The following is a 19,504-nucleotide window of genomic DNA, read 5'->3' as shown; positions in this document are numbered from 1 at the left end:
CGATGAACCCTCTCGACGATATCGCGCACCATTGACTGTCGTCACCAACACGATACGCTCCCTGTGCGAGCCCACCACGACGCCCACAAGGCAAGGGGGCGAACCGCCATGGCCGGTCTGCACCGCTCCGCCCACGTCGACACCTTCGCCCGCGAGCATCTGCCACCGCCCGACCAGTGGCCCGAGCTCCGTTTCGACCTGCCGGGGCTGAACTACCCCGAACGGCTCAACGCCGCGGCCGAACTGCTCGACGGCCCCGACCACGAGCGGCCCGTGTTCCACACCCCGTCCGGCGACACATGGACGTACGGCACACTGCGGGCCCGCGTCGACCGGCTCGCCCATGTGCTCACCAACCACCTCGGCGTCGCCCCGGGCAACCGGGTGCTGCTGCGCGGCCCGACCACACCGTGGCTCGCCGCCTGCTGGCTGGCGGTGCTGAAGGCGGGCGCGGTCGCCGTCACCGTGCTGGCCCAGCAGCGCCCGCACGAGCTGCGGACCATGTGCGAGATAGCCCAGGTGCGGCACGCGCTGTGCGACATCCGTGCCGTGGACGACCTCGCCAAGGCCGAGATACCCGGCCTGCGCATCACGACGTACGGCGGCGACGCCCCCGACGACCTCCTGCGCCGCCCGGCACCCGACACGCCCTACCCCGCCGCCGACACCGCGTCCGACGACGTCGCGCTCATCGCCTTCACCTCCGGTACCACCGGACGGCCCAAGGGCTGCATGCACTTTCACCGGGACGTGCTCGCGATAGCCGACACCTTCTCGGCACATGTGCTGCAACCACATGTGGGCGATGTCTTCGCCGGCAGCCCCCCGCTCGGCTTCACCTTCGGGCTCGGCGGACTCGTCATCTTCCCGATGCGGGCCGGCGCCAGCGCCCTGCTCCTCGAACAGGCCCACCCCAAGCAGCTGTTGCCCGCGATCGCCGAGCACCGGGTGTCGGTGCTGTTCACGGCCCCGACGGCGTACCGCGCGATGCTCGACGAGCTCGACTCCTACGACGTCTCCTCCCTGCGCCGCTGTGTCTCGGCGGGCGAGAACCTGCCCGCCGCCACCTGGCAGGCCTGGCACGAGCGGACCGGGCTGCGCGTCATCAACGGCATCGGCGCCACCGAACTGCTGCACATTTTCATCTCCGCCGCCGACGAGCACATCAGGCCCGGCACGACGGGCGTGCCGGTACCCGGGTGGCACGCGCGCGTGGTCGACGAGGACGGCCGGGAGATGCCCGACGGGGAGCCCGGGCTGCTCGCCGTGCGCGGGCCCGTCGGCTGCCGCTATCTCACCGACCCGCGGCAACGCGACTACGTGCGCCACGGCTGGAACGTCACCGGTGACACCTACGTCCGGGAGAGTGACGGCTACTTCCGTTACGTCGCCCGCGCGGACGACATGATCATTTCGGCCGGTTACAACATCGCGGGCCCGGAGGTCGAGGAGGCCCTGCTGCGCCACCCGGATGTGCTGGAGACGGCGGTGGTGGGACGCCCCGACGAGGCGCGCGGTCAGGTCGTGGTGGCATACGCGGTGCTCAGGGAGGGTGCGCGACGGGACGCCGATGCCCTGCGCGCGTTCGTCAAGGCCGAGTTGGCACCGTACAAGTCCCCGCGCGAGATCGTGTTCCTGGACGCGCTGCCGCGCACCGCGACCGGCAAGCTCCAGCGGTTCCGGCTGCGCGACGGCGATGACCCACGGGGTGACCGGCAGTGATCCGTACGACCTAAGATGATCAACGTGTCCGACCAGCATGCACCACGGTCTCTCATCGTCACGCTCTACGGCGCGTACGGCCGCCACATGCCCGGCCCCGTGCCGGTCGCGGAGCTGATCAGACTGCTGGCCGCGATCGGCGTGGACGCCCCTTCCGTGCGTTCGTCGGTGTCCCGGCTGAAGCGGCGCGGGCTGCTGCTGCCGGCCCGGACGGCGCAGGGCGCGGCGGGGTACGAACTCTCGCCGGACGCCCGCCAGTTGCTCGACGACGGCGACCGGCGCATCTACACCACCGGGCCGCCCGACGACGAGGGCTGGGTGCTCGCGGTGTTCTCGGTCCCGGAGTCGGAGCGGCAGAAGCGGCATGTGCTGCGCTCCCGGCTGGCCGGGCTCGGCTTCGGGACGGCGGCTCCGGGCGTGTGGATCGCGCCGGCGCGGCTGTACGAGGAGGCGCGGCACACCCTTCAGCGGCTGCGCCTGGAGGAGTACGTCGACTTCTTCCGCGGCGAGCACCTCGGCTTCACGCCGACCGTCGAGGCCGTGGCCCGCTGGTGGGACCTGGCCGCGATCGCCAAGGAGCACGACGCGTTCCTGGACCGGCACGCGCGCGTGCTGCACGCCTGGGAGCGGCGGGACGACACCCCGCCGGAGGAGGCGTACCGCGACTACCTCCTCGCCCTGGACTCCTGGCGCCACCTCCCCTACACCGACCCCGGGCTGCCCGCCCGGCTGCTGCCCGCGGACTGGCCGGGCGCGCGCTCGGCCGCCGTCTTCCGGGGACTGCACGAGCGACTGCGGGACGCGGGAGCGACCTACGCCGGCCTGTGACCTCGGGCACACCGAGCGCCACTAACGGAACCCTCAGCTTTCTCTGCGCCTCCTCTCAAGTTCCTTACCTAGCGTCCTTCGGGTCGTCCACAGGTAGGGAACGAGGACTGTTGCGCATGACCACCACGCCAAGAACCCGGGGAGCCACGGTCTGGCTGACGGGGCTGCCGAGCGCGGGCAAGACCACGATCGCCCGCCTGCTCGGCGCCCGTCTGAAGACCGAGGGACACCGCGTGGAGGTCCTCGACGGCGACGAGATCCGGCGGTTCCTCTCCGCGGGCCTGGGCTTCTCACGGGAGGACCGCCACACCAACGTGCAGCGCATCGGGCTGGTCTCGGAGGTGCTCGCGCGCAACGGTGTGCTGTCCGTCGTCCCGGTCATCGCCCCGCACGCCGACAGCCGCGAGGCCGTCCGCAAACGGCACGACGCGAGCGAGACGCCGTACATCGAGGTGCATGTGGCGACCCCGGTGGAGGTGTGCAGCGAGCGGGACGTGAAGGGGCTGTACGCCCGCCGGGCCGCGGGCCGGCTGACCGGGCTCACCGGCGTCGACGACCCGTACGAGCCGCCGGTGGACCCGTCACTCGTCCTGCCCACCCAGCGCCAGACGCCCCAGGAGTCGGCGGACGCCGTGTACGCCGTACTGGCGGAGCGGGGGCTGGTGTGACGGCGTTCGCTCTTTCGCACCTGGACGCGTTGGAGTCCGAGGCGGTGCACATCTTCCGTGAGGTCGCGGGCGAGTTCGAGCGGCCGGTGATCCTGTTCTCCGGTGGCAAGGACTCCATCGTCATGCTGCACCTGGCGCTGAAGGCGTTCGCCCCCGCGGCGATCCCCTTCTCCCTGCTGCATGTGGACACCGGCCACAACTTCCCCGAGGTCCTCGACTACCGCGACCGTGTGGTGGCCGCACATGGGCTCCGCCTCCATGTGGCCTCCGTACAGGACTACATCGACCGCGGTGTGCTCCGCGAACGCCCCGACGGCACCCGCAACCCCCTCCAGACCCTGCCCCTCACCGAGAAGATCCAGGCCGAGAAGTTCGACGCCGTCTTCGGCGGCGGACGCCGCGACGAGGAGAAGGCACGGGCCAAGGAGCGGGTGTTCAGCCTGCGGGACGAGTTCTCACAGTGGGACCCACGCCGGCAGCGCCCCGAACTGTGGAACCTCTACAACGGCCGCCACGCCCCCGGCGAACACGTCCGCGTGTTCCCGCTGTCCAACTGGACCGAACTGGACGTCTGGCAGTACATAGGCCGCGAACACATAGCGCTGCCGAACATCTACTTCGCCCATCGGCGCGAGGTGTTCCAGCGCGGCGGCATGTGGCTGACCGCCGGCGACTGGGGCGGGCCCCGCGAGCACGAGGTCGTCGAGAAGCGTCAGGTCCGCTATCGCACCGTCGGCGACATGTCCTGCACGGGCGCGGTGGACTCCGACGCCGACACCATCGAGAAGGTGATCACCGAGATCGCCGCGTCCCGGCTCACCGAGCGCGGCGCGACCCGTGCCGACGACAAGATGTCCGAGGCCGCGATGGAAGACCGCAAGCGCGAGGGGTACTTCTAAGCATGAGCACGACCATCGACACCTTGCGTTTCGCGACGGCCGGTTCGGTCGACGACGGCAAGTCCACCCTGGTGGGCCGGCTGCTGCACGACTCCAAGTCGATCCTCACCGACCAGCTGGAGGCCGTCGAGCGCGCCTCCGCGAGCCGCGGCCAGGACGCCCCCGACCTCGCCCTGCTCACCGACGGCCTGCGAGCCGAGCGCGAACAAGGCATCACGATCGACGTGGCGTACCGCTACTTCGCCACCCCGCGCCGCCGGTTCATCCTCGCCGACACCCCCGGCCATGTGCAGTACACCCGCAACATGGTCACCGGCGCCTCGACAGCCGAGCTGACGGTGATCCTGGTCGACGCCCGCAACGGCGTCGTCGAGCAGACCCGCCGGCACGCGGCGATCGCCGCTCTGCTGCGCGTCCCCCACGTCGTCCTCGCCGTCAACAAGATGGACCTGGTCGGGTACGAGGAGAAGCAGTTCGACCGCATCGTCGAGGACTTCGCGGGCCACTCCGCCGCGCTGGGCCTGCCGGGCTTCACCCCGATCCCGGTCTCGGCGCTGGCCGGCGACAACGTCGTGGAGCGCTCGGCCCACATGGACTGGTACCCTGGCCCGGCGCTCCTGGAAGTCCTGGAGAACGTCCCGGTCGGCGCCGATCCGGCGGACGCCCCCGCCCGCTTCCCCGTCCAGTACGTCATCCGGCACGGCGAAGTCCGCCACTACGCAGGTCAGTTGGCGTCGGGAGCGCTCCGGGTCGGCGACCGTGTCACCGTCCACCCGTCGGGCGAGACGTCCGAGATCACCGGGATCGACGTACTCGGCAGGGACGTCGCGAAGGCCCACGCGCCGCAGTCGATCAGCGTGCGCCTCGCCGACCAGCGGGACGTCTCACGCGGCGACATGATCACCGCGGGTGTCGACGTCCCGGCGCTCACGCAGGTGGTGCGGGCGGCGGTCTGCCATCTCGCCGACCGGCCGCTCAGGGTCGGGGACCGCGTGCTGGTCCGGCACACGACACGGACCGTGAGGGGAACCGTGGAGGACCTGGCCGGGGAAGCCGAGCTGACCGCGAACGATCTCGGCCGGATCGCCCTGCGCACCGCAGAACCACTGGCACTCGACGACTACGCCGTCTCCCGGCGCACGGGCGCGTTCCTCCTGATCGACCCGGCGGACGGGGCGACGCTGACCGCGGGGATGGTCGAGTTGTAACCCCCGCACACCCCTGGGCGTGCGCCCTCAAGTCCCGAGCGTCAGGCGGGGCTTGGGGGCGTCCGTGCGTCCCGTCTGCGGGCGGCGGCTGCCCGCCCGGTACGGGGCCGGCCAGGCGACGCCCGGACCGTCGTAGTCCTGCTCGGCCGCCGCGTGCAGTGTCCAGTGCGGGTCGTAGAGGTGGGGGCGGGCCAGCGCGCACAGGTCCGTACGGCCCGCCAGGATCAGGGAGTTGACGTCGTCCCAGGACGAGATGGCGCCGACCGCGATCACCGGCAGGCCGGTGCGGTGGCGGATCCGGTCCGCGTACGGCGTCTGGTACGACCGCCCGAACTCCGGCCGCTCGTCGGCCACGACCTGCCCGGTCGACACGTCGATCGCGTCGGCGCCGTGCGCGGCGAAGGCGCGGGCGATCTCCACGGCGTCCTCGGCGCTCGTGCCGCCGTCGGCCCAGTCGGTGGCGGAGATCCGGACCGTCATGGGCCGCTCCTCGGGCCAGACGCTGCGTACGGCGTCGAAGACTTCGAGCGGGAAGCGGAGTCGTTTCTCCAGGGAGCCGCCATAGGCGTCCGTGCGGAGGTTGGTGAGCGGGGAGAGGAAGCCGGAGAGCAGATAGCCGTGCGCGCAGTGCAGTTCGAGCAGGTCGAAGCCGGCCTGGGCGGCGCGCCAGGCGGCTGCCGTGAACTGCTCGCGGATGTCGGTGAGTTGGGAGCGGCTGAGCTCGCGCGGGGTCTGGCTGTCCGACTTGTAGGGGATGGGGGACGCGGCCACGAGCGGCCAGTTGCCGTCCTCCAGCGGCTCGTCCATGCCCTCCCACATGAGCTTGGTCGAGCCCTTGCGGCCGCTGTGGCCGAGCTGCACGCCGATGGCGGTGCCGGGGGCCTGGGCGTGCACGAACTGCACGACGCGCTTCCAGGACTCGGCCTGCCGGCCGGTGTAGAGGCCGGTGCAGCCGGGGGTGATGCGTCCCTCGGGGCTGACGCACACCATCTCGGTCATCACCAGGCCGGCGCCGCCGAGGGCGCGGGAGCCGAGGTGGACGAGGTGGAAGTCGCCGGGGACACCGTCCGCGGCCGAGTACATGTCCATCGGGGACACGACGACCCGGTTGCGCAGGGTGAGGCCGCGCAGCCGGAACGGGGTGAACATCGGGGGCGTGCCGGGCGGGCAGCCGAAGTCGCGCTCGACGGCCTCGGTGAAGCGGGCGTCGCGCAGGCGCAAGTTGTCGTGGGTGACGCGGCGACTGCGGGTGAGCAGGTTGAACGCGAACTGGTGGGACGGCTGGTCGAGGTAGAGGCCGAGGTTCTCGAACCACTCCAGGCTGGCCCGGGCGGCGCGCTGGGTGGAGGCGACGACCGGTTTGCGCTCCTCCTCGTACGCCGCCAACGCCTGCTCCAGGGAGGGCTGTTCCTCCAGGCAGGCGGCGAGGGCGAGGGCGTCCTCGACGGCCAGCTTGGTGCCGGAGCCGATGGAGAAGTGGGCGGTGTGGGCGGCGTCGCCGAGCAGGACGATGCTGCCGTGCGACCAGCGCTCGTTGACGACCGTGCGGAAGGTGGTCCAGGCCGACTTGTTGGACTTCAGCGGTCGCCCGCCGAGCGCGTCCGCGAAGATCTTGGCGCAGCGCTCGACGGACTCCTGCTCGTCGAGTTCCGCGAACCCGGCCGCCTGCCAGACCTCTTCGTGCATCTCGACGATCACGGTGGAGGCATCGGCCGCGTACGGGTAGCCGTGCAGTTGCATCACGCCGTGCTCGGTCTCGGCGATCTCGAAGCGGAAGGCGTCGAAGGCGAAGTCGGCGGCCAGCCAGATGTAACGGCAGTGGTGGGTGGCCACATGGGGGCGGAACACATGGGAGTAGGCCTCGCGGGTGGTGCTGTGCACACCGTCCGCGGCGATGACCAGGTCGTATGTGTCCGCGAGCCGGGCCGGGTCCGGGACCTCGGAGCGGAAGCGGAGTACCACGCCGAGATCGTGGCAGCGGTCGTGCAGGATCTCCAGGAGGCGTTTCCTGCCGAGGGCCGCGAAGCCGTGCCCTGAGGAGGTCTGGCGGGTGCCTCGGTGGACGATGTCGATGTCGTCCCAGCGGACGAATTCCTCGCGGAGGGCCTCGTAGACGACCGGGTCGGCGTGTTCGATGCCGCCGAGGGTTTCGTCGGAGAGGACCACTCCGAAGCCGAAGGTGTCGTCGGGGGCGTTGCGTTCCCAGAGGGTGACTTCGCGGGACGGGTCGAGGCGTTTGAGCAACGCCGCCGCGTACAGCCCTCCCGGGCCGCCGCCGATGATCGCGACTCGTAGGGGGTGGCTCGTGTCGTTCGGCGGCTGCGGGCCGGCGGGGGCTGGTCGCGCCCACGCGGCGGTAGCCGCAGATTCAGCACCGCCCCGCGCCCCTCCGGTCGGCACAGTCCCCTCGGTCGGGAGCATCCCGCTACCTCCCTCGCCACTTCGGTGGGCGCTTCTCCGTGAACGCCGCGTGGAACTCCGCGTAGTCCTCGCCGTTCATCAGCAGGGCCTGTGTCGAGGCGTCCATCTCCACCGCCGCCGCCAGTGGCATGTCCAGCTCGGCCGTCAGCAGGGCCTTCGTCTGGGCGTACGCCAGGGCCGGGCCGTCGGCCAGGCGGCGGGCCAGGGCCTGGGCGGCCTCGTCGGCACTCCCGTCCTCCGTCAGTTCGCTGATCAGGCCGATCCGCTCGGCCTCGGGAGCCCGTACGGGTTCGCCCAGCATCAGCAGGCGGGTCGCGTGGCCCAGGCCGACGACCCTCGGCAGCAGATAGGCCGCGCCCATGTCGCCGCCGGACAGGCCGACCCGGGTGAAGAGGAAGGCGAAGCGGGCGGTGGGGTCGGCGACCCGGAAGTCGGCCGCGAGCGCCAGTACCGCCCCCGCACCCGCCGCCACCCCGTGCACGGCCGCGATCACCGGGAACGGGCACTCCCGTACGGCCCGCACGACCTGCCCGGTCATCCGGTTGAAGTCGAGAAGCTGGGCGGTGTCCATGGACAGGGTCGCGCCGATGATCTCGTCGACGTCACCGCCGGAGCAGAAGCCGCGGCCCTCGCCGGCCAGCACGAGGGCTCGTACCGACTTCTCCCGGGACAGCTCCGCGAGCAGATCGCGCAGGTCGGCGTAGGCACCGAAGGTGAGCGCGTTGAGTTTCTCGGGGCGGGCGAGGGTGACGGTGACGACCCCGTCGGCGTGCTCGACCCGCAGGTGCCTCCACTCGGGGGTGCGGGCGGCGGAGCCGGTGAAGGGACTCATGATGTGCGGCCTCCTCGGGCGGACGGCGGGCACTGGCTCAGTGAGCTCTACCTCTGCCCTTCGAGCTCTACTCCCCGAAGTTATCACTCATCTTTGACTGTCGTCATGACCGCGCAATAAGCCGGTTCGTCGTGGCCTGATCCGTGACCTGGCCCCGTCACATCCGTCACGGCTCGGCGACACCCGCGTAACGACGGGATCAGCCGTGCGAGGCCGACCGTTCACCTGGGTAAGCCGCATGTCAGTCGGGGCCGAAGGTCCCGAACGGCGCCCGACGAGCGGCTTCGCCGGGTGGCGCCGTACCATTCATAAGGTTGAAAGCAGGACAGCCTGCTCATGAACGGACCCGCCTTGCACGATCGCCCCCCAGCCTCCGCCTCCTGGCGTATAGCGCTGCCGCACACCACCGCGGCCGTGCCCGTCGCCCGTGCACTGGTCCGTACCGCGCTGGCCGAGCTGGACCACGCCGCGGACAGCGACACGGCGGAGCTGCTCACGGCGGAGCTGGTCGCGAACGCCGTGGAGCACACCGCGGGCAACGGCCCGATAGAGCTCGTGGTGGAGCTGCTGCCGTCCGGCTGCCAGGTCGAGGTGCACGACCCGGACCCGGCCCCGCCGGGCAACCTGACCCTCCCCACCCAGGGCGACCCGGACCCCTGGCAGGAGCACGGCCGAGGCCTGCTGCTGATCCGCACCCTCAGCTCGTCCTGCGGCCACCGCCCGACGGGCTCGGGCAAGGCGGTGTGGTTCAGACTGCCGGTGGTACCGGCTCAGCGCCGCCCGTCGTAACGCCCGGGGCCGCCGTCAGGCCAGCGTCGCCACCAGGACCGCCTTGATCGTGTGCATCCGGTTCTCCGCCTCGTCGAAGACCACCGAGTGCTCCGACTCGAAGACCTCGTCCGTGACCTCCAGCGACTCCAGCCCGTGCCGCTCGAAGATCTCGCGTCCCACCTTCGTGCCGAGGTCGTGGAAGGCCGGCAGACAGTGCAGGAACTTGACGTTCGGATTGCCGGTGGCGCGCAGGACGCCCATGGTCACCGCATAGGAGCCGAGCGCCGCGATCCGCTCGTCCCAGACCTCCTTGGGCTCACCCATGGAGACCCATACGTCGGTCGCCACGAAGTCGACGCCCCGGACACCCTCGGTGACGTCCTCGGTCAGCGTGATGACGGCGCCGCTGTCCTGCGCCAGCTTGCGGGCCCGGGCCACGACGTCGCCGTTCGGCCAGTACTCCTCGGGCGCGACGATGCGTACGTCCATGCCGAGCAGCGCGCCGGTGATCAGATACGAGTTGCCCATGTTGAAGCGGGCGTCACCCAGGTACGCGAAGGCGGTCTCGGTCAGCGGCTTGTCCGTGTGCTCGGTCATGGTGAGCACGTCGGCGAGCATCTGGGTGGGGTGCCAGTCGTCGGTCAGGCCGTTGAACACGGGCACGCCCGCGTACACCGCCATCTCCTCCACCTTCGCCTGGCTGTCCCCGCGGTACTCGATCCCGTCGTACATCCGCCCGAGCACGCGCGCGGTGTCCTTCACGGACTCCTTGTGACCGATCTGCGAGCCCGCAGGGTCCAGGTACGTCGTCGAGGCACCCTGGTCGGCGGCCGCGACCTCGAACGCGCAACGCGTACGCGTCGAGGTCTTCTCGAAGATCAGCGCAACGTTTCTGCCCCGCAGATACTGGATCTCGACCCCGGCCTTCTTGGCGGCCTTCAGCTCTGCGGCCAGCTCGACCAGCCCGAGAAACTCCTGCCCGGTGAGGTCGAGTTCCTTGAGGAAGTGGCGGCCGGCGAGGGCGGTCGGGACAGTCGCCATGGGGGCGCTCCAGAGGTACGTGAACAGGGACTCTGGAAGTCTATACGACAGTAGGCATTTCTATACAGGCCATTTCCATACAGGGCCCTCCATGCGTCTTCTATACGGGCGCCCGCTCGACCGGACAGCTCATGCACCGCGGTCCGCCCCTCCCCCGCCCCAGCTCGCTGCCCGGGATCTCTATCACCTCGATGCCCTGTTTGCGCAGATGCGTGTTGGTGGTGGAGTTGCGTTCATAGGCGACGACGACGCCCGGCTCGACGGCCAGCACATTGCAGCCGTCGTCCCACTGCTCGCGCTGGGCCGAGTGGACGTCCTGGGTGGCGGTGAGGACACGGATCTCGCTCAGGCCGAGGGCGGCGGCGATCGCGCGGTGCATGTGCTCCGGCGGATGGTCGGTGACCTTGAGCTCCTTGTCGCCGACGCCCGGTTCGATGGTGTACGAGCGGAGCATGCCGAGCCCGGCGTACTGGGTGAAGACATCGCCGTCGACCATCGTCATCACGGTGTCGAGGTGCATCAGCGCACGCCGCTTGGGCATGTCGAGGGCCACGATCGTCTCAGCCGATCCGGCGGCGAACAGCTTGTGGGCGAGCATCTCGACGGCCTGGGGGGTGGTCCGCTCGCTCATGCCGATCAGAACCGCGCCGTTGCCGATCACCAGGACGTCCCCGCCCTCAATGGTGGAGGGGTAGTCGGCCTGCCCCTCGGACCAGACGTGGAACGTTTCGTCACGGAAGAGGGGGTGGTGCCGGTAGATCGCCTCGAAGTGGACCGTCTCGCGCTGGCGGGCCGGCCAGCGCATGGCGTTGACGGAGACGCCGTCGTAGATCCAGGCCGAGGTGTCCCGGGTGAAGAGGTGGTTGGGCAGGGGCGCGAGGAGAAAGTCGTCCAGCTCCATGACGTGGAAGCGCACGGAGGTCGGCTCGGGGTGCGCCTCCAGGAACTCCCGCTTGGTCATGCCGCCGACCAGGGCCTCGGCCAGCTCGGGCGCCGGCAGGCTTTCGAAGGCCGCGCGGAGGTGGTCGGTGGCGAGCACCCCGTACTCCTTCTCGTCGAAGACCCGGTCCAGGACGAGCCTGCGGGCTGCCGGGACCCCCAGGGACTCGGTGAGCAGGTCGCCGAAGAGGTGGACGGTGACCCCGCGGTCGCGCAGCACGTCGGCGAACCCGTCGTGCTCGGCGCGCGCCCGGCGCACCCACAGCACATCGTCGAAGAGCAGAGCGTCCTTGTTGCCCGGGGTGAGCCTTTTGAGCTCCAGATCCGGCCGGTGCAGGATGACGCGGCGCAGCCGCCCGGCCTCGGAGTCGACGTGGAATCCCATGCCTCCATCCTGACCATCGAGGGGCCTGTTCACCCCCTGCTTGCCACCATCTTCTTTTCGTCCCCTTGACGACAAGCAGGCCGGACGATTATCGTCCACATGACGAAAAAGAGGGGGGCTCCATGGCCGACATCACCCGGCGCCTGGGCTGGCGCCATCTGCGCGGCGCGCCCACGGCGCACATCCGCCACCACCGCGGCACGAAGCTGCTGCACGACGGCCCCGGGCTCAGCTTCTGGTTCCGGGCCCTGACCGCCGCGATCTCCGAAGTCCCGGTCGACGACCGGGAACTGGCGATGACCTTCCACGCCCGTACGTCCGACTTCCAGGACGTGGCCGTCCAGGCGACGGTCACCTACCGGATCAGCGACCCGGCCGTGGCCGCCGCACGCCTGGACTTCTCGATCGACCCGGACTCGGGGGCCTGGCGCGCCGCGCCCTTGGAGCAGCTCGGCACCCTGCTCACCGAGACGGCGCAGCAGCACGCGCTGGACGTCCTGTCCCGTACGCCGCTGTCGGCGGCCCTGGTGGACGGCGTGACGGCGGTGCGGGAGCGGATCGCGCAGGGCCTGGCCGGGGAGCCCAGACTTCCCGCGACCGGCATCGAGGTGGTCGCCGTACGCGTCATGGCGCTGCGCCCGGAACCGGAGGTGGAGCGGGCCCTGCGTACCCCGGCCCGGGAGCAGATCCAGCAGGAGGCCGACCGGGCGACGTACGAGCGGCGGGCGGTGGCCGTCGAGCGGGAGCGGGCCATCGCCGAGAACGAACTGGCCAGCCAGATCGAACTCGCCCGCCGCGAGGAGCAGTTGGTGGACCAGCGCGGCACGAACGCGCGCCGGGAGGCCGAGGAGCACGCCGCCGCGGACGCGGTCAGGGCCGAGGCGGAGGCGGCACGGACGGTACGCCTCGCGGAGGCGGAGGCCACCCGGTCCGTACGGCTGGCCCGGGCGGAGGCCGAGGGGGCGCGTGAGGTCGGCGAGGCGCGGGCGCAGGCCCAGGCGGCCTGGCTGCGGGTGCACGCCGATGTGGACGTGGCGACGCTGCACGCCCTGACCGGGACCCGGCTGGCGGAGAACCTGCCGCGGATCGACAGCCTGACGGTGTCCCCGGATGTGCTGACGGGCCTGCTCGCCAAGCTGGGCCATCAGGAGCAGGCGTGAGCCTCGCCCCGCGGGTCGTCCTCGTCCATCGCACCTCGGAGTACGAGGAGTTGGTGGCCCGGCACGGCACGCACGGCCAGGCCGCCTTCTTCCTGTCCTCCCGGGGCCGGGACATCGAGGAGGTCGCCGAACGCCATCGCCGTACGCGACAGGCGCTGACGGAGGTGACCTCCGCGATTCCCCTGACCTGGCGTCAGACCCGGGTGGAGCGAGCCGACCTGGACCGGTTCCTGTTCGGACCGGAGGACGTGGTGGTCGTGGTCGGGCAGGACGGGCTGGTCGCGAACGTGGCCAAGTACCTGGCCGGGCAGCCGGTGCTGGGCATCGACACCGACCCCGGCCGCAACCCGGGCGTCCTGGTGCGCCACCGTCCCGCGGACGCGGCGAGGTTGTTCGCGTCCACGCAATCCGCAAGGGGCGACTTCGACGAACTCACCATGGTCGAGGCCGTCGCCGACGACACACAGCGCCTCGTCGCGCTGAACGAGATCTACCTGGGCGCCGCCGGACACAGGACGGCCCGATACCGCCTGGGCCTGGAGGACGACGGGGGTGTCGTCGAGGCCCAGGCTTCGTCCGGGGTGATCGTCGGAACCGGGACGGGGGCGACCGGCTGGATCCGGTCGGTGTGGCAGGAGCGGGGAGAGCGACTGCGGTTGCCCTCCCCCACCGAGGAACGGCTCCTGTGGTTCGTGCGCGAGGCCTGGCCGTCCCCGGCCACCGGTACGTCACTGGTGGCCGGGGAACTCGCCGCGGCGACCCGCCTGCGCCTCACCGTCGAGTCCGAGCGGCTCGTGGCGTTCGGGGACGGGATGGAGACGGACGCGGTCGAGCTGACGTGGGGGCAGACGGTCCGGGTGGGTGTGTGCCGGGACCGTCTGCTGCTCGTCAACTGACCGTCACAGCCGGGGGTCCACCGGCTCCGACTCCAGCGCCAGCACCCCGAACACCGCCTCGTGCACCCGCCACAGCGGCTCGCCCTCCGCCAGCCGGTCCAGGGCCTCGAGGCCCAGCGCGTACTCACGGATCGCGAGGGACCGCTTGTGGTTGAGGAACCGCTGCCGCAGCCGGGCCAGGTTGTCGGAGCGCGTGTACTCGGGACCGTAGATGATCCGCAGGTACTCGCGACCCCGGCACTTGATACCGGGCTGCACCAGGCGGCCCTCCGCGCTTCGCACCACCGCACCCAGCGGCTTGACGACCATGCCCTCGCCGCCGCGGCCCGTCATCTCCAGCCACCAGTCGACGCCGGCCCGCACCGACTCCGGGTCGCCGGTGTCGACGTACAGGCGCCGGGTGGTCTGGAGCAGGCCGCTGCCGTCGTGCTCCACCAGCCGGTCGAGCTGTGCGAGCTGCTGGTCGTGCGGGAGAGCGGCGAGGCTGCGGCCCTGGACGGCCAGGATCTGGAACGGCGCCAGACGTACGCCGTCCAGACCGTCCGTCGTCCAGCAGTAGCGGCGGTACGCCTCCGTGAACGCGGCGGCGTCCGAGGCCCGTTCGCGCTGACGCGCCAGCAGGTCGGTGACGTCGACGCCGCGCGCCGCGGCGCCTTCCAGCGCGGACAGGGCACCGGGGAACACCGCCCCGGAGGCGGCGCCGACCGCCGCGTACTGCGAGCGCAGCAGGCCCGACGCCTTCAGCGACCACGGCATCAACTCGGCGTCGAGCAGCAGCCAGTCCGTCTCCAGCTCGTCCCAGAGCCCGGCCTCGTCGACCGCCGCGCGGACCCGGTCGATGATCGTCTCCGTCACCGACTCGTCGTCGAAGAACGGGCGTCCGGTACGGGTGTAGATGGATCCCGTCGGCCCGTCCACCCCGAACCGCTTACGCGCCGCCTCCGCGTCCCGGCACACCAGCGCCACGGCCCGCGAGCCCATGTGCTTCTCCTCGCACACGACCCGCTCGACGCCGTCCTGCGCGAACTGCGCGAAGGCCTCCGCCGGGTGTTCGAGGTAGCCCTCGACCTGACTGGTCGCCGTCGGCGCCATGGTCGGCGGGAGGTACGGCAGCAGGCGCGGGTCGACGGCGAAGCGGCTCATGACCTCCAGGGCCGCGGCCGCGTTCTCCTCACGGATCGAGACACGGCCCGAGTACCGGGTCTCGACGATCCTGCGCCCCTGCACGTCGCCCAGGTCGAGCGGCCGCCCGTCGTGCCCGCCGGGCGCCTCGGTCCGCAGCGGCTTCGTCGGCTCGTACCAGACCTGCTCCGCCGGTACGTCGACCAGCTCCCGCTCCGGCCAGCGCAGCGCGGTCATCTTGCCGCCGAAGACGGCGCCGGTGTCCAGGCAGATGGTGTTGTTGAGCCATGTGGCCTCCGGGACCGGAGTGTGGCCGTACACCACAGCCGCCCGGCCTCGGTAGTCCTCCGCCCACGGGTAGCGCACCGGCAGTCCGAACTCGTCGGTCTCCCCGGTGGTGTCGCCGTACAGCGCGTGCGAGCGCACCCGCCCCGACGTGCGGCCGTGGTATTTCTCCGGCAGACCGGCGTGGCAGACGACCAGCTTGCCGCCGTCGAGGACGTAGTGGCTGACGAGCCCGTCGATGAACTCCCGTACCTCCGCGCGGAACTCCTCGCTCTCGCCCTCCATCTGCTCGATGGTCTCGGCGAGTCCGTGGGTGTGCTGGACCTTGCGGCCCTTGAGGTAGCGGCCGTACTTGTTCTCGTGGTTGCCGGGCACGCACAGCGCGTTGCCCGACTTGACCATCGACATCACGCGGCGCAGCACACCCGGGCTGTCGGGGCCGCGGTCGACGAGGTCGCCGACGAAGACGGCGCTGCGGCCGTCCGGGTGCACGCCGTCGACGTAGCCCAACTTGCCCAGCAGCGACTCCAGTTCGGAGGCGCAGCCGTGGATGTCGCCGACGATGTCGAAGGGGCCGGTGAGGTGGGTGAGGTCGTTGAAGCGCTTCTCGGTGACGACGGAGGCGTTCTCGACGTCCTCCACACCGCGCAGGACGTGCACCTTGCGGAAGCCCTCGCGCTCCAGGTGCCGTATCGACCGGCGCAGTTCGCGGATGTGCCGCTGGATCACCCGGCGCGGCATGTCGGCCCGGTCGGTGCGGGCCGCGTTGCGCTCGGCGCACACCTCCTCCGGCACATCGAGCACGATGGCGATGGGCAGCACGTCATACTGCCTCGCGAGCTCGATCAGCTGGCGGCGGGAGTCCTGCTGCACGCTGGTCGCGTCGACGACCGTGCGGCGGCCGGCGGCCAGACGCTTGCCCGCGATGTAGTGCAGGACGTCGAAGGCGTCCCGGGTGGCGCTCTGGTCGTTCTCGTCGTCGGAGACCAGGCCGCGGCAGAAGTCGGAGGAGATCACCTCGGTCGGCTTGAAGTTCCGGCGGGCGAAGGTGGACTTGCCGGAGCCGGAGGCGCCGACGAGGACGACGAGGGAGAGGTCGGTGACGGGCAGGACACGCCCGTTCGCTGCCTTGTTCATGCGGCCTTCGCCTCCTTCTCGTCGTTGCCGTGTCCCACGGCTGTGCCCATCTCGAAAACGGCCATCTGCGTCGGCGGCCCCACCTCGGGGTCGTCGGGGCCCACGGGCACGAACTCCACGCCGTACCCGTGCCGTTCGGCGACCGCCCGCGGCCAGGTGCGGAACTCCTCGCGGGTCCACTCGAAGCGGTGGTCGCCGTGCCGGACGTGCCCGGCCGGGAGGGACTCCCAGCGGACGTTGTACTCGACGTTCGGGGTCGTCACGAGGACGGTCCTCGGGCGGGCGGAGCCGAACACCGCGTACTCCAGGGCGGGCAGCCGCGGCAGGTCGAGGTGCTCGATGACCTCGCTGAGCACAGCGGCGTCGTAGCCCTTCAGCCGGGTGTCGGTGTAGGCGAGGGAGCCCTGGAAGAGCTTTACGCGCGAGGCCTGCCGCTCCCCCATCCGGTCCAGCTTCAGCCGCCGCCCGGCGATGGTCAGCGCCCGCATCGACACATCCACGCCCACGATCTCGGTGAACGCCGGGTCCTTGAGGAGAGCCTGCACCAACTGGCCCTGCCCGCATCCGAGGTCGAGCACGCGCCCGGCGCCGGACGCCTTGAGCGCGGCCAGGATCGCGTCCCGGCGCTGCACGGCGAGCGGGGTCGGCCTCTCCTCGTCCTCGGTCTCCGCCTCGACCGCGTTGTCGATGTCCTCGACCTCGCTGTCGTCGGCCTCCGCGAGCCGCACGAGCTCCAGCCGCTCCATCGCCTCGCGGGTCAGCGACCAACGGCGCGAGAGGTACCGGCTGGTGATCACCTTCTGCTCCGGGTGACCCGGCAGCCAGCCCTCACCGGCCCGCAGCAGCTTGTCGACCTCGTCGGGCGAGACCCAGTAGTGCTTGGCGTCGTCGAGGACGGGGAGCAGGACGTAGAGGTGGCGCAGGGCCTCGGCGAGGGTCAGCGCCTGCGACTCCAGGACGAGACCGACGTAGCGCGAGTCGCCCCACTCGGGGAACTGCACGTCCAGCGGCACGGGTTCGGCGGTCACCGCCCAGCCGAGCGGCTCGAACAGCCGCCGTACGAGCGCCGGGCCGCCTCGGGCCGGCAGCGCGGGCACCTCGATGCGCAGCGGCAGCGGCTGGGCGGCAAGCTCCGGCCGGGCCTTGCACACGCCGCGCATCGCGCTGGAGAACACGGCGCTGAGCGCGACCGCGAGCAGCGAGGAGGCGGCGTACGGGCGGTCGTTGACGTACTGCGCGAGGGCCGCGTCGGGTGCGCCGCCCCGGCCCTTGCCCTTGCCGCGCCTGACCAACGCCACCGCGTCGACCTCCAGTAGCAGCGCCGCCGTGCAGCGCTCGGCGTCCGCTTGGGGGTAGAGGACGTGTGCCGTGCCGTAGGAGGTGGAGAACATCTGGGCCTTCTCGGGATGCTTGTGCAGCAGGAAGCCGAGATCGGAGGCCGGACGCTCCGGGGTGCCGGTGGTGGTGATGGTCAGGAACACGGTGAGTGGCCTTGGAGTAGGGGTCTGAACTGCGGATACGCACACCGTACAGAGCGGGCATCGGCAGCACTCGGGAATTTCCGCCAACCTCCCGGCGGCCGGCCGAGCCGGCCGTCCGGCGGATCGCAGGCCACGGCCCGATCCGCCGGACGAAACCCCTTCCGGTCCCCCGCGCGACGCTCTACTACAGCTGCGACTGCACCTGGGAGGAGATCAGCTCCAGGTGGTCCAGGTCGGCCAGGTCCAGGACCTGGAGGTAGATCCGCTGCGAGCCGGCCTGCCGGTAGCGGCCGATCTTCTCGACGACCTCGTCCGGGGAGCCGGCGAGCCCGTTGACCTTCAGCTCCTCGACGTCACGTCCGATCGCGGCGGCGCGGCGGGCGACCTCCTGGTCGTCCTTGCCCACGCACACCACGAGGGCGTTGGAGTAGACGAGGTCGTCGCCCTTGCGGCCGGCCTCCTCCGCGGCGGCCCGGACCCGGCCGAACTGCCGCTCGCTGTCCTCGATCGAGGCGAACGGCATGTTGAACTCGTCGGCGTACTTGCCGGCCAGTCGCGGCGTACGGGTGGCGCCGTGGCCGCCGATCAGTACCGGAATCCTGCTCTGGGCGGGCTTGGGCAGGGCGGGCGAGGCGGTGAGGTCGTAGTGGGAGCCGTGGAAGTCGAAGGTCTGGCCTGCCTCGGTCGCCCACAGGCCGGTGACGATGGCGAGCTGCTCCTCCAGCCGCCCGAACTTCTCCGTCGGGAACGGGATGCCGTACGCCTTGTGCTCCTCCTCGAACCAGCCCGCACCCAGACCGAGTTCGACCCGGCCGCCGGACATCTGGTCGACTTGGGCGACCTGGATGGCGAGCACGCCGGGCAGCCGGAAGGTGCCGGCGGTCATCAGGGTGCCGAGGCGGATCCGCTTGGTCTCACGGGCGAGGCCGGCGAGCGTGATCCATGCGTCGGTGGGCCCCGGAAGACCGTCCCCGGAACCCATCTTCAGGTAGTGGTCGGAGCGGAAGAAGGCATCGAAGCCGAGGTCCTCGGTGGCCTTGGCCACGGTGAGCAAGGTGTCGTAGGTGGCCCCCTGCTGGGGCTCGGTGAAGATGCGAAGATCCATGACTCCATCCTGCACGGCGGGACACCTGTCAACCGCACCGGTCCCCCTGGCCTCCACAAACCCGGTCGAGTGAATTCCGTCAACGCCGCAGCCGCCGTCAGCCCAGGCCAGTGACCGCCCCCGACGGTGATCGTTGGCTCGGTCGGAGCCGGAGCGCCCGGCCCTCGCCCCGGCCGGTCAACGCCGGAGCGTCACCGTGTCGGCCCACTGCCACTGGGGGGGGCCGGAGGCCCGAGGAGGCCGTCATGTCCGAGGAATTCGCGCCACAGCAGAGCGGCGGCAGCGGCAGCGGCCAGCCGAAGGGGCTGCTCCAGCAGATGGAGGAGCTGATGGCCGCCCTCAACGCGGACCTGTCGGCGCTGGACGCGGACCTGCAGTCGACCGGTGGTCCCGGCCGGGGCGAGGGCCGGGCGCTCCGGCTCCGACCGAGCCAACGATCACCGTCGGGGGCGGTCACTGGCCTGGGCTGACGGCGGCTGCGGCGTTGACGGAATTCACTCGACCGGGTTTGTGGAGGCCAGGGGGACCGGTGCGGTTGACAGGTGTCCCGCCGTGCAGGATGGAGTCATGGATCTTCGCATCTTCACCGAGCCCCAGCAGGGGG

Annotated in this window: 16 protein-coding genes; 9 read left to right on the top strand and 7 right to left on the bottom strand. The window is 71.1% G+C overall.

From position 1 onward, the window contains the following. Positions 1-108 precede the first annotated feature (108 nt). From EAO75_RS27940 to EAO75_RS27920, 5 genes are all read left to right on the top strand, one after another. Positions 109-1,722: an AMP-binding protein gene (locus EAO75_RS27940; RefSeq protein WP_261989429.1), complete on the top strand. Its 1,614-nt coding sequence runs from the start codon at positions 109-111 to the stop codon at positions 1,720-1,722. Between the two features lie 15 nt (positions 1,723-1,737). Beyond that, complete coding sequence (locus tag EAO75_RS27935; RefSeq protein ID WP_147997762.1) at positions 1,738-2,550, top strand: PaaX family transcriptional regulator C-terminal domain-containing protein; 813 nt, start codon at positions 1,738-1,740, stop codon at positions 2,548-2,550. A 116-nt stretch (positions 2,551-2,666) separates the two neighbouring features. Then, positions 2,667-3,218, top strand: coding sequence for an adenylyl-sulfate kinase (cysC, locus tag EAO75_RS27930; RefSeq protein ID WP_147997761.1), 552 nt, complete (start codon positions 2,667-2,669; stop codon positions 3,216-3,218). After that, positions 3,215-4,117 carry a sulfate adenylyltransferase subunit CysD gene (cysD, locus tag EAO75_RS27925; RefSeq protein WP_147997760.1) on the top strand — a complete coding sequence of 301 codons (903 nt, stop codon included), beginning with the start codon at positions 3,215-3,217 and terminating at the stop codon, positions 4,115-4,117. The genes cysC and cysD overlap by 4 nt, the downstream gene beginning before the upstream one ends. A gap of 2 nt (positions 4,118-4,119) precedes the next feature. Next, positions 4,120-5,325: a sulfate adenylyltransferase subunit 1 gene (locus EAO75_RS27920; protein WP_147997759.1), complete on the top strand. Its 1,206-nt coding sequence runs from the start codon at positions 4,120-4,122 to the stop codon at positions 5,323-5,325. Between the two features lie 27 nt (positions 5,326-5,352). Here EAO75_RS27920 and EAO75_RS27915 read toward each other — a convergent pair whose 3' ends face one another. Beyond that, positions 5,353-7,746, bottom strand: a complete 2,394-nt coding sequence (locus EAO75_RS27915) for a bifunctional salicylyl-CoA 5-hydroxylase/oxidoreductase (RefSeq protein WP_147997758.1) — start codon at positions 7,744-7,746, stop codon at positions 5,353-5,355. A 4-nt stretch (positions 7,747-7,750) separates the two neighbouring features. Next, entirely contained in the window at positions 7,751-8,578 is an 828-nt protein-coding gene (locus tag EAO75_RS27910; RefSeq protein ID WP_147997757.1) for an enoyl-CoA hydratase family protein, read from the bottom strand. 336 nt (positions 8,579-8,914) lie between these two features. Here EAO75_RS27910 and EAO75_RS27905 point away from each other — a divergent pair, with 336 nt between their 5' ends. Next, positions 8,915-9,367 (top strand): ATP-binding protein, encoded by a 453-nt coding sequence (locus EAO75_RS27905; protein WP_147997756.1) that lies wholly within the window; start codon positions 8,915-8,917, stop codon positions 9,365-9,367. 15 nt (positions 9,368-9,382) lie between these two features. Here EAO75_RS27905 and argF read toward each other — a convergent pair whose 3' ends face one another. Both argF and EAO75_RS27895 read right to left on the bottom strand, forming a co-directional pair. Further along, positions 9,383-10,390 carry an ornithine carbamoyltransferase gene (gene argF / locus EAO75_RS27900; RefSeq protein ID WP_147997755.1) on the bottom strand — a complete coding sequence of 336 codons (1,008 nt, stop codon included), beginning with the start codon at positions 10,388-10,390 and terminating at the stop codon, positions 9,383-9,385. Positions 10,391-10,490: 100 nt separating this feature from the next. Further along, the gene (locus EAO75_RS27895; RefSeq protein ID WP_147997754.1) at positions 10,491-11,714 is read right to left on the bottom strand and encodes an arginine deiminase; all 1,224 of its coding nucleotides are present in this window, start codon (positions 11,712-11,714) and stop codon (positions 10,491-10,493) included. A 122-nt stretch (positions 11,715-11,836) separates the two neighbouring features. Between EAO75_RS27895 and EAO75_RS27890 the strand changes: the two genes are divergently transcribed. Beyond that, a complete protein-coding gene (locus EAO75_RS27890) occupies positions 11,837-12,874 on the top strand; it encodes an SPFH domain-containing protein (protein ID WP_147997753.1) in 1,038 nt (345 codons plus the stop codon). Further along, entirely contained in the window at positions 12,871-13,770 is a 900-nt protein-coding gene (locus tag EAO75_RS27885; protein WP_147997752.1) for an NAD(+)/NADH kinase, read from the top strand. The genes EAO75_RS27890 and EAO75_RS27885 overlap by 4 nt, the downstream gene beginning before the upstream one ends. Before the next feature lie 3 nt (positions 13,771-13,773). Here the strand turns inward: EAO75_RS27885 and EAO75_RS27880 are convergent, their stop codons facing one another. From EAO75_RS27880 to EAO75_RS27870, 3 genes are all read right to left on the bottom strand, one after another. After that, positions 13,774-16,314, bottom strand: coding sequence for a polynucleotide kinase-phosphatase (locus EAO75_RS27880; RefSeq protein WP_147997751.1), 2,541 nt, complete (start codon positions 16,312-16,314; stop codon positions 13,774-13,776). Beyond that, positions 16,311-17,795 carry a 3' terminal RNA ribose 2'-O-methyltransferase Hen1 gene (locus EAO75_RS27875; RefSeq protein ID WP_147997750.1) on the bottom strand — a complete coding sequence of 495 codons (1,485 nt, stop codon included), beginning with the start codon at positions 17,793-17,795 and terminating at the stop codon, positions 16,311-16,313. Before EAO75_RS27875 ends, EAO75_RS27880 begins: the two co-directional genes overlap by 4 nt. Positions 17,796-17,979: 184 nt before the next feature. Then, the gene (locus EAO75_RS27870) at positions 17,980-18,900 is read right to left on the bottom strand and encodes an LLM class F420-dependent oxidoreductase (RefSeq protein WP_147997749.1); all 921 of its coding nucleotides are present in this window, start codon (positions 18,898-18,900) and stop codon (positions 17,980-17,982) included. A 245-nt stretch (positions 18,901-19,145) separates the two neighbouring features. Between EAO75_RS27870 and EAO75_RS27865 the strand changes: the two genes are divergently transcribed. After that, the gene (locus tag EAO75_RS27865) at positions 19,146-19,370 is read left to right on the top strand and encodes a hypothetical protein (RefSeq protein WP_147997748.1); all 225 of its coding nucleotides are present in this window, start codon (positions 19,146-19,148) and stop codon (positions 19,368-19,370) included. Positions 19,371-19,504: the final 134 nt, after the last annotated feature.

This window comes from Streptomyces sp. UW30 (genome assembly GCF_008042075.1).
Taxonomy (GTDB): domain Bacteria; phylum Actinomycetota; class Actinomycetes; order Streptomycetales; family Streptomycetaceae; genus Streptomyces.
The sequence above is the reverse complement of the archived record's forward strand: the minus strand, read 5'-3'. Positions and strand labels throughout refer to the sequence as shown.

What these genes read in the sequence shown, in the direction of transcription:
- EAO75_RS27915 (WP_147997758.1), bottom strand. Translation starts at nt 7,746, where the DNA reads ATGCTCCCGACCGAGGGGACTGTGCCGACCGGAGGGGCGCGGGGCGGT.
- EAO75_RS27905 (WP_147997756.1), top strand. Translation starts at nt 8,915, where the DNA reads ATGAACGGACCCGCCTTGCACGATCGCCCCCCAGCCTCCGCCTCCTGG.
- EAO75_RS27865 (WP_147997748.1), top strand. Translation starts at nt 19,146, where the DNA reads ATGTCCGAGGAATTCGCGCCACAGCAGAGCGGCGGCAGCGGCAGCGGC.
- EAO75_RS27910 (WP_147997757.1), bottom strand. Translation starts at nt 8,578, where the DNA reads ATGAGTCCCTTCACCGGCTCCGCCGCCCGCACCCCCGAGTGGAGGCAC.
- cysC (WP_147997761.1), top strand. Translation starts at nt 2,667, where the DNA reads ATGACCACCACGCCAAGAACCCGGGGAGCCACGGTCTGGCTGACGGGG.
- EAO75_RS27870 (WP_147997749.1), bottom strand. Translation starts at nt 18,900, where the DNA reads ATGGATCTTCGCATCTTCACCGAGCCCCAGCAGGGGGCCACCTACGAC.
- EAO75_RS27890 (WP_147997753.1), top strand. Translation starts at nt 11,837, where the DNA reads ATGGCCGACATCACCCGGCGCCTGGGCTGGCGCCATCTGCGCGGCGCG.
- EAO75_RS27935 (WP_147997762.1), top strand. Translation starts at nt 1,738, where the DNA reads ATGATCAACGTGTCCGACCAGCATGCACCACGGTCTCTCATCGTCACG.
- EAO75_RS27940 (WP_261989429.1), top strand. Translation starts at nt 109, where the DNA reads ATGGCCGGTCTGCACCGCTCCGCCCACGTCGACACCTTCGCCCGCGAG.
- EAO75_RS27880 (WP_147997751.1), bottom strand. Translation starts at nt 16,314, where the DNA reads ATGAACAAGGCAGCGAACGGGCGTGTCCTGCCCGTCACCGACCTCTCC.
- EAO75_RS27920 (WP_147997759.1), top strand. Translation starts at nt 4,120, where the DNA reads ATGAGCACGACCATCGACACCTTGCGTTTCGCGACGGCCGGTTCGGTC.
- EAO75_RS27895 (WP_147997754.1), bottom strand. Translation starts at nt 11,714, where the DNA reads ATGGGATTCCACGTCGACTCCGAGGCCGGGCGGCTGCGCCGCGTCATC.
- argF (WP_147997755.1), bottom strand. Translation starts at nt 10,390, where the DNA reads ATGGCGACTGTCCCGACCGCCCTCGCCGGCCGCCACTTCCTCAAGGAA.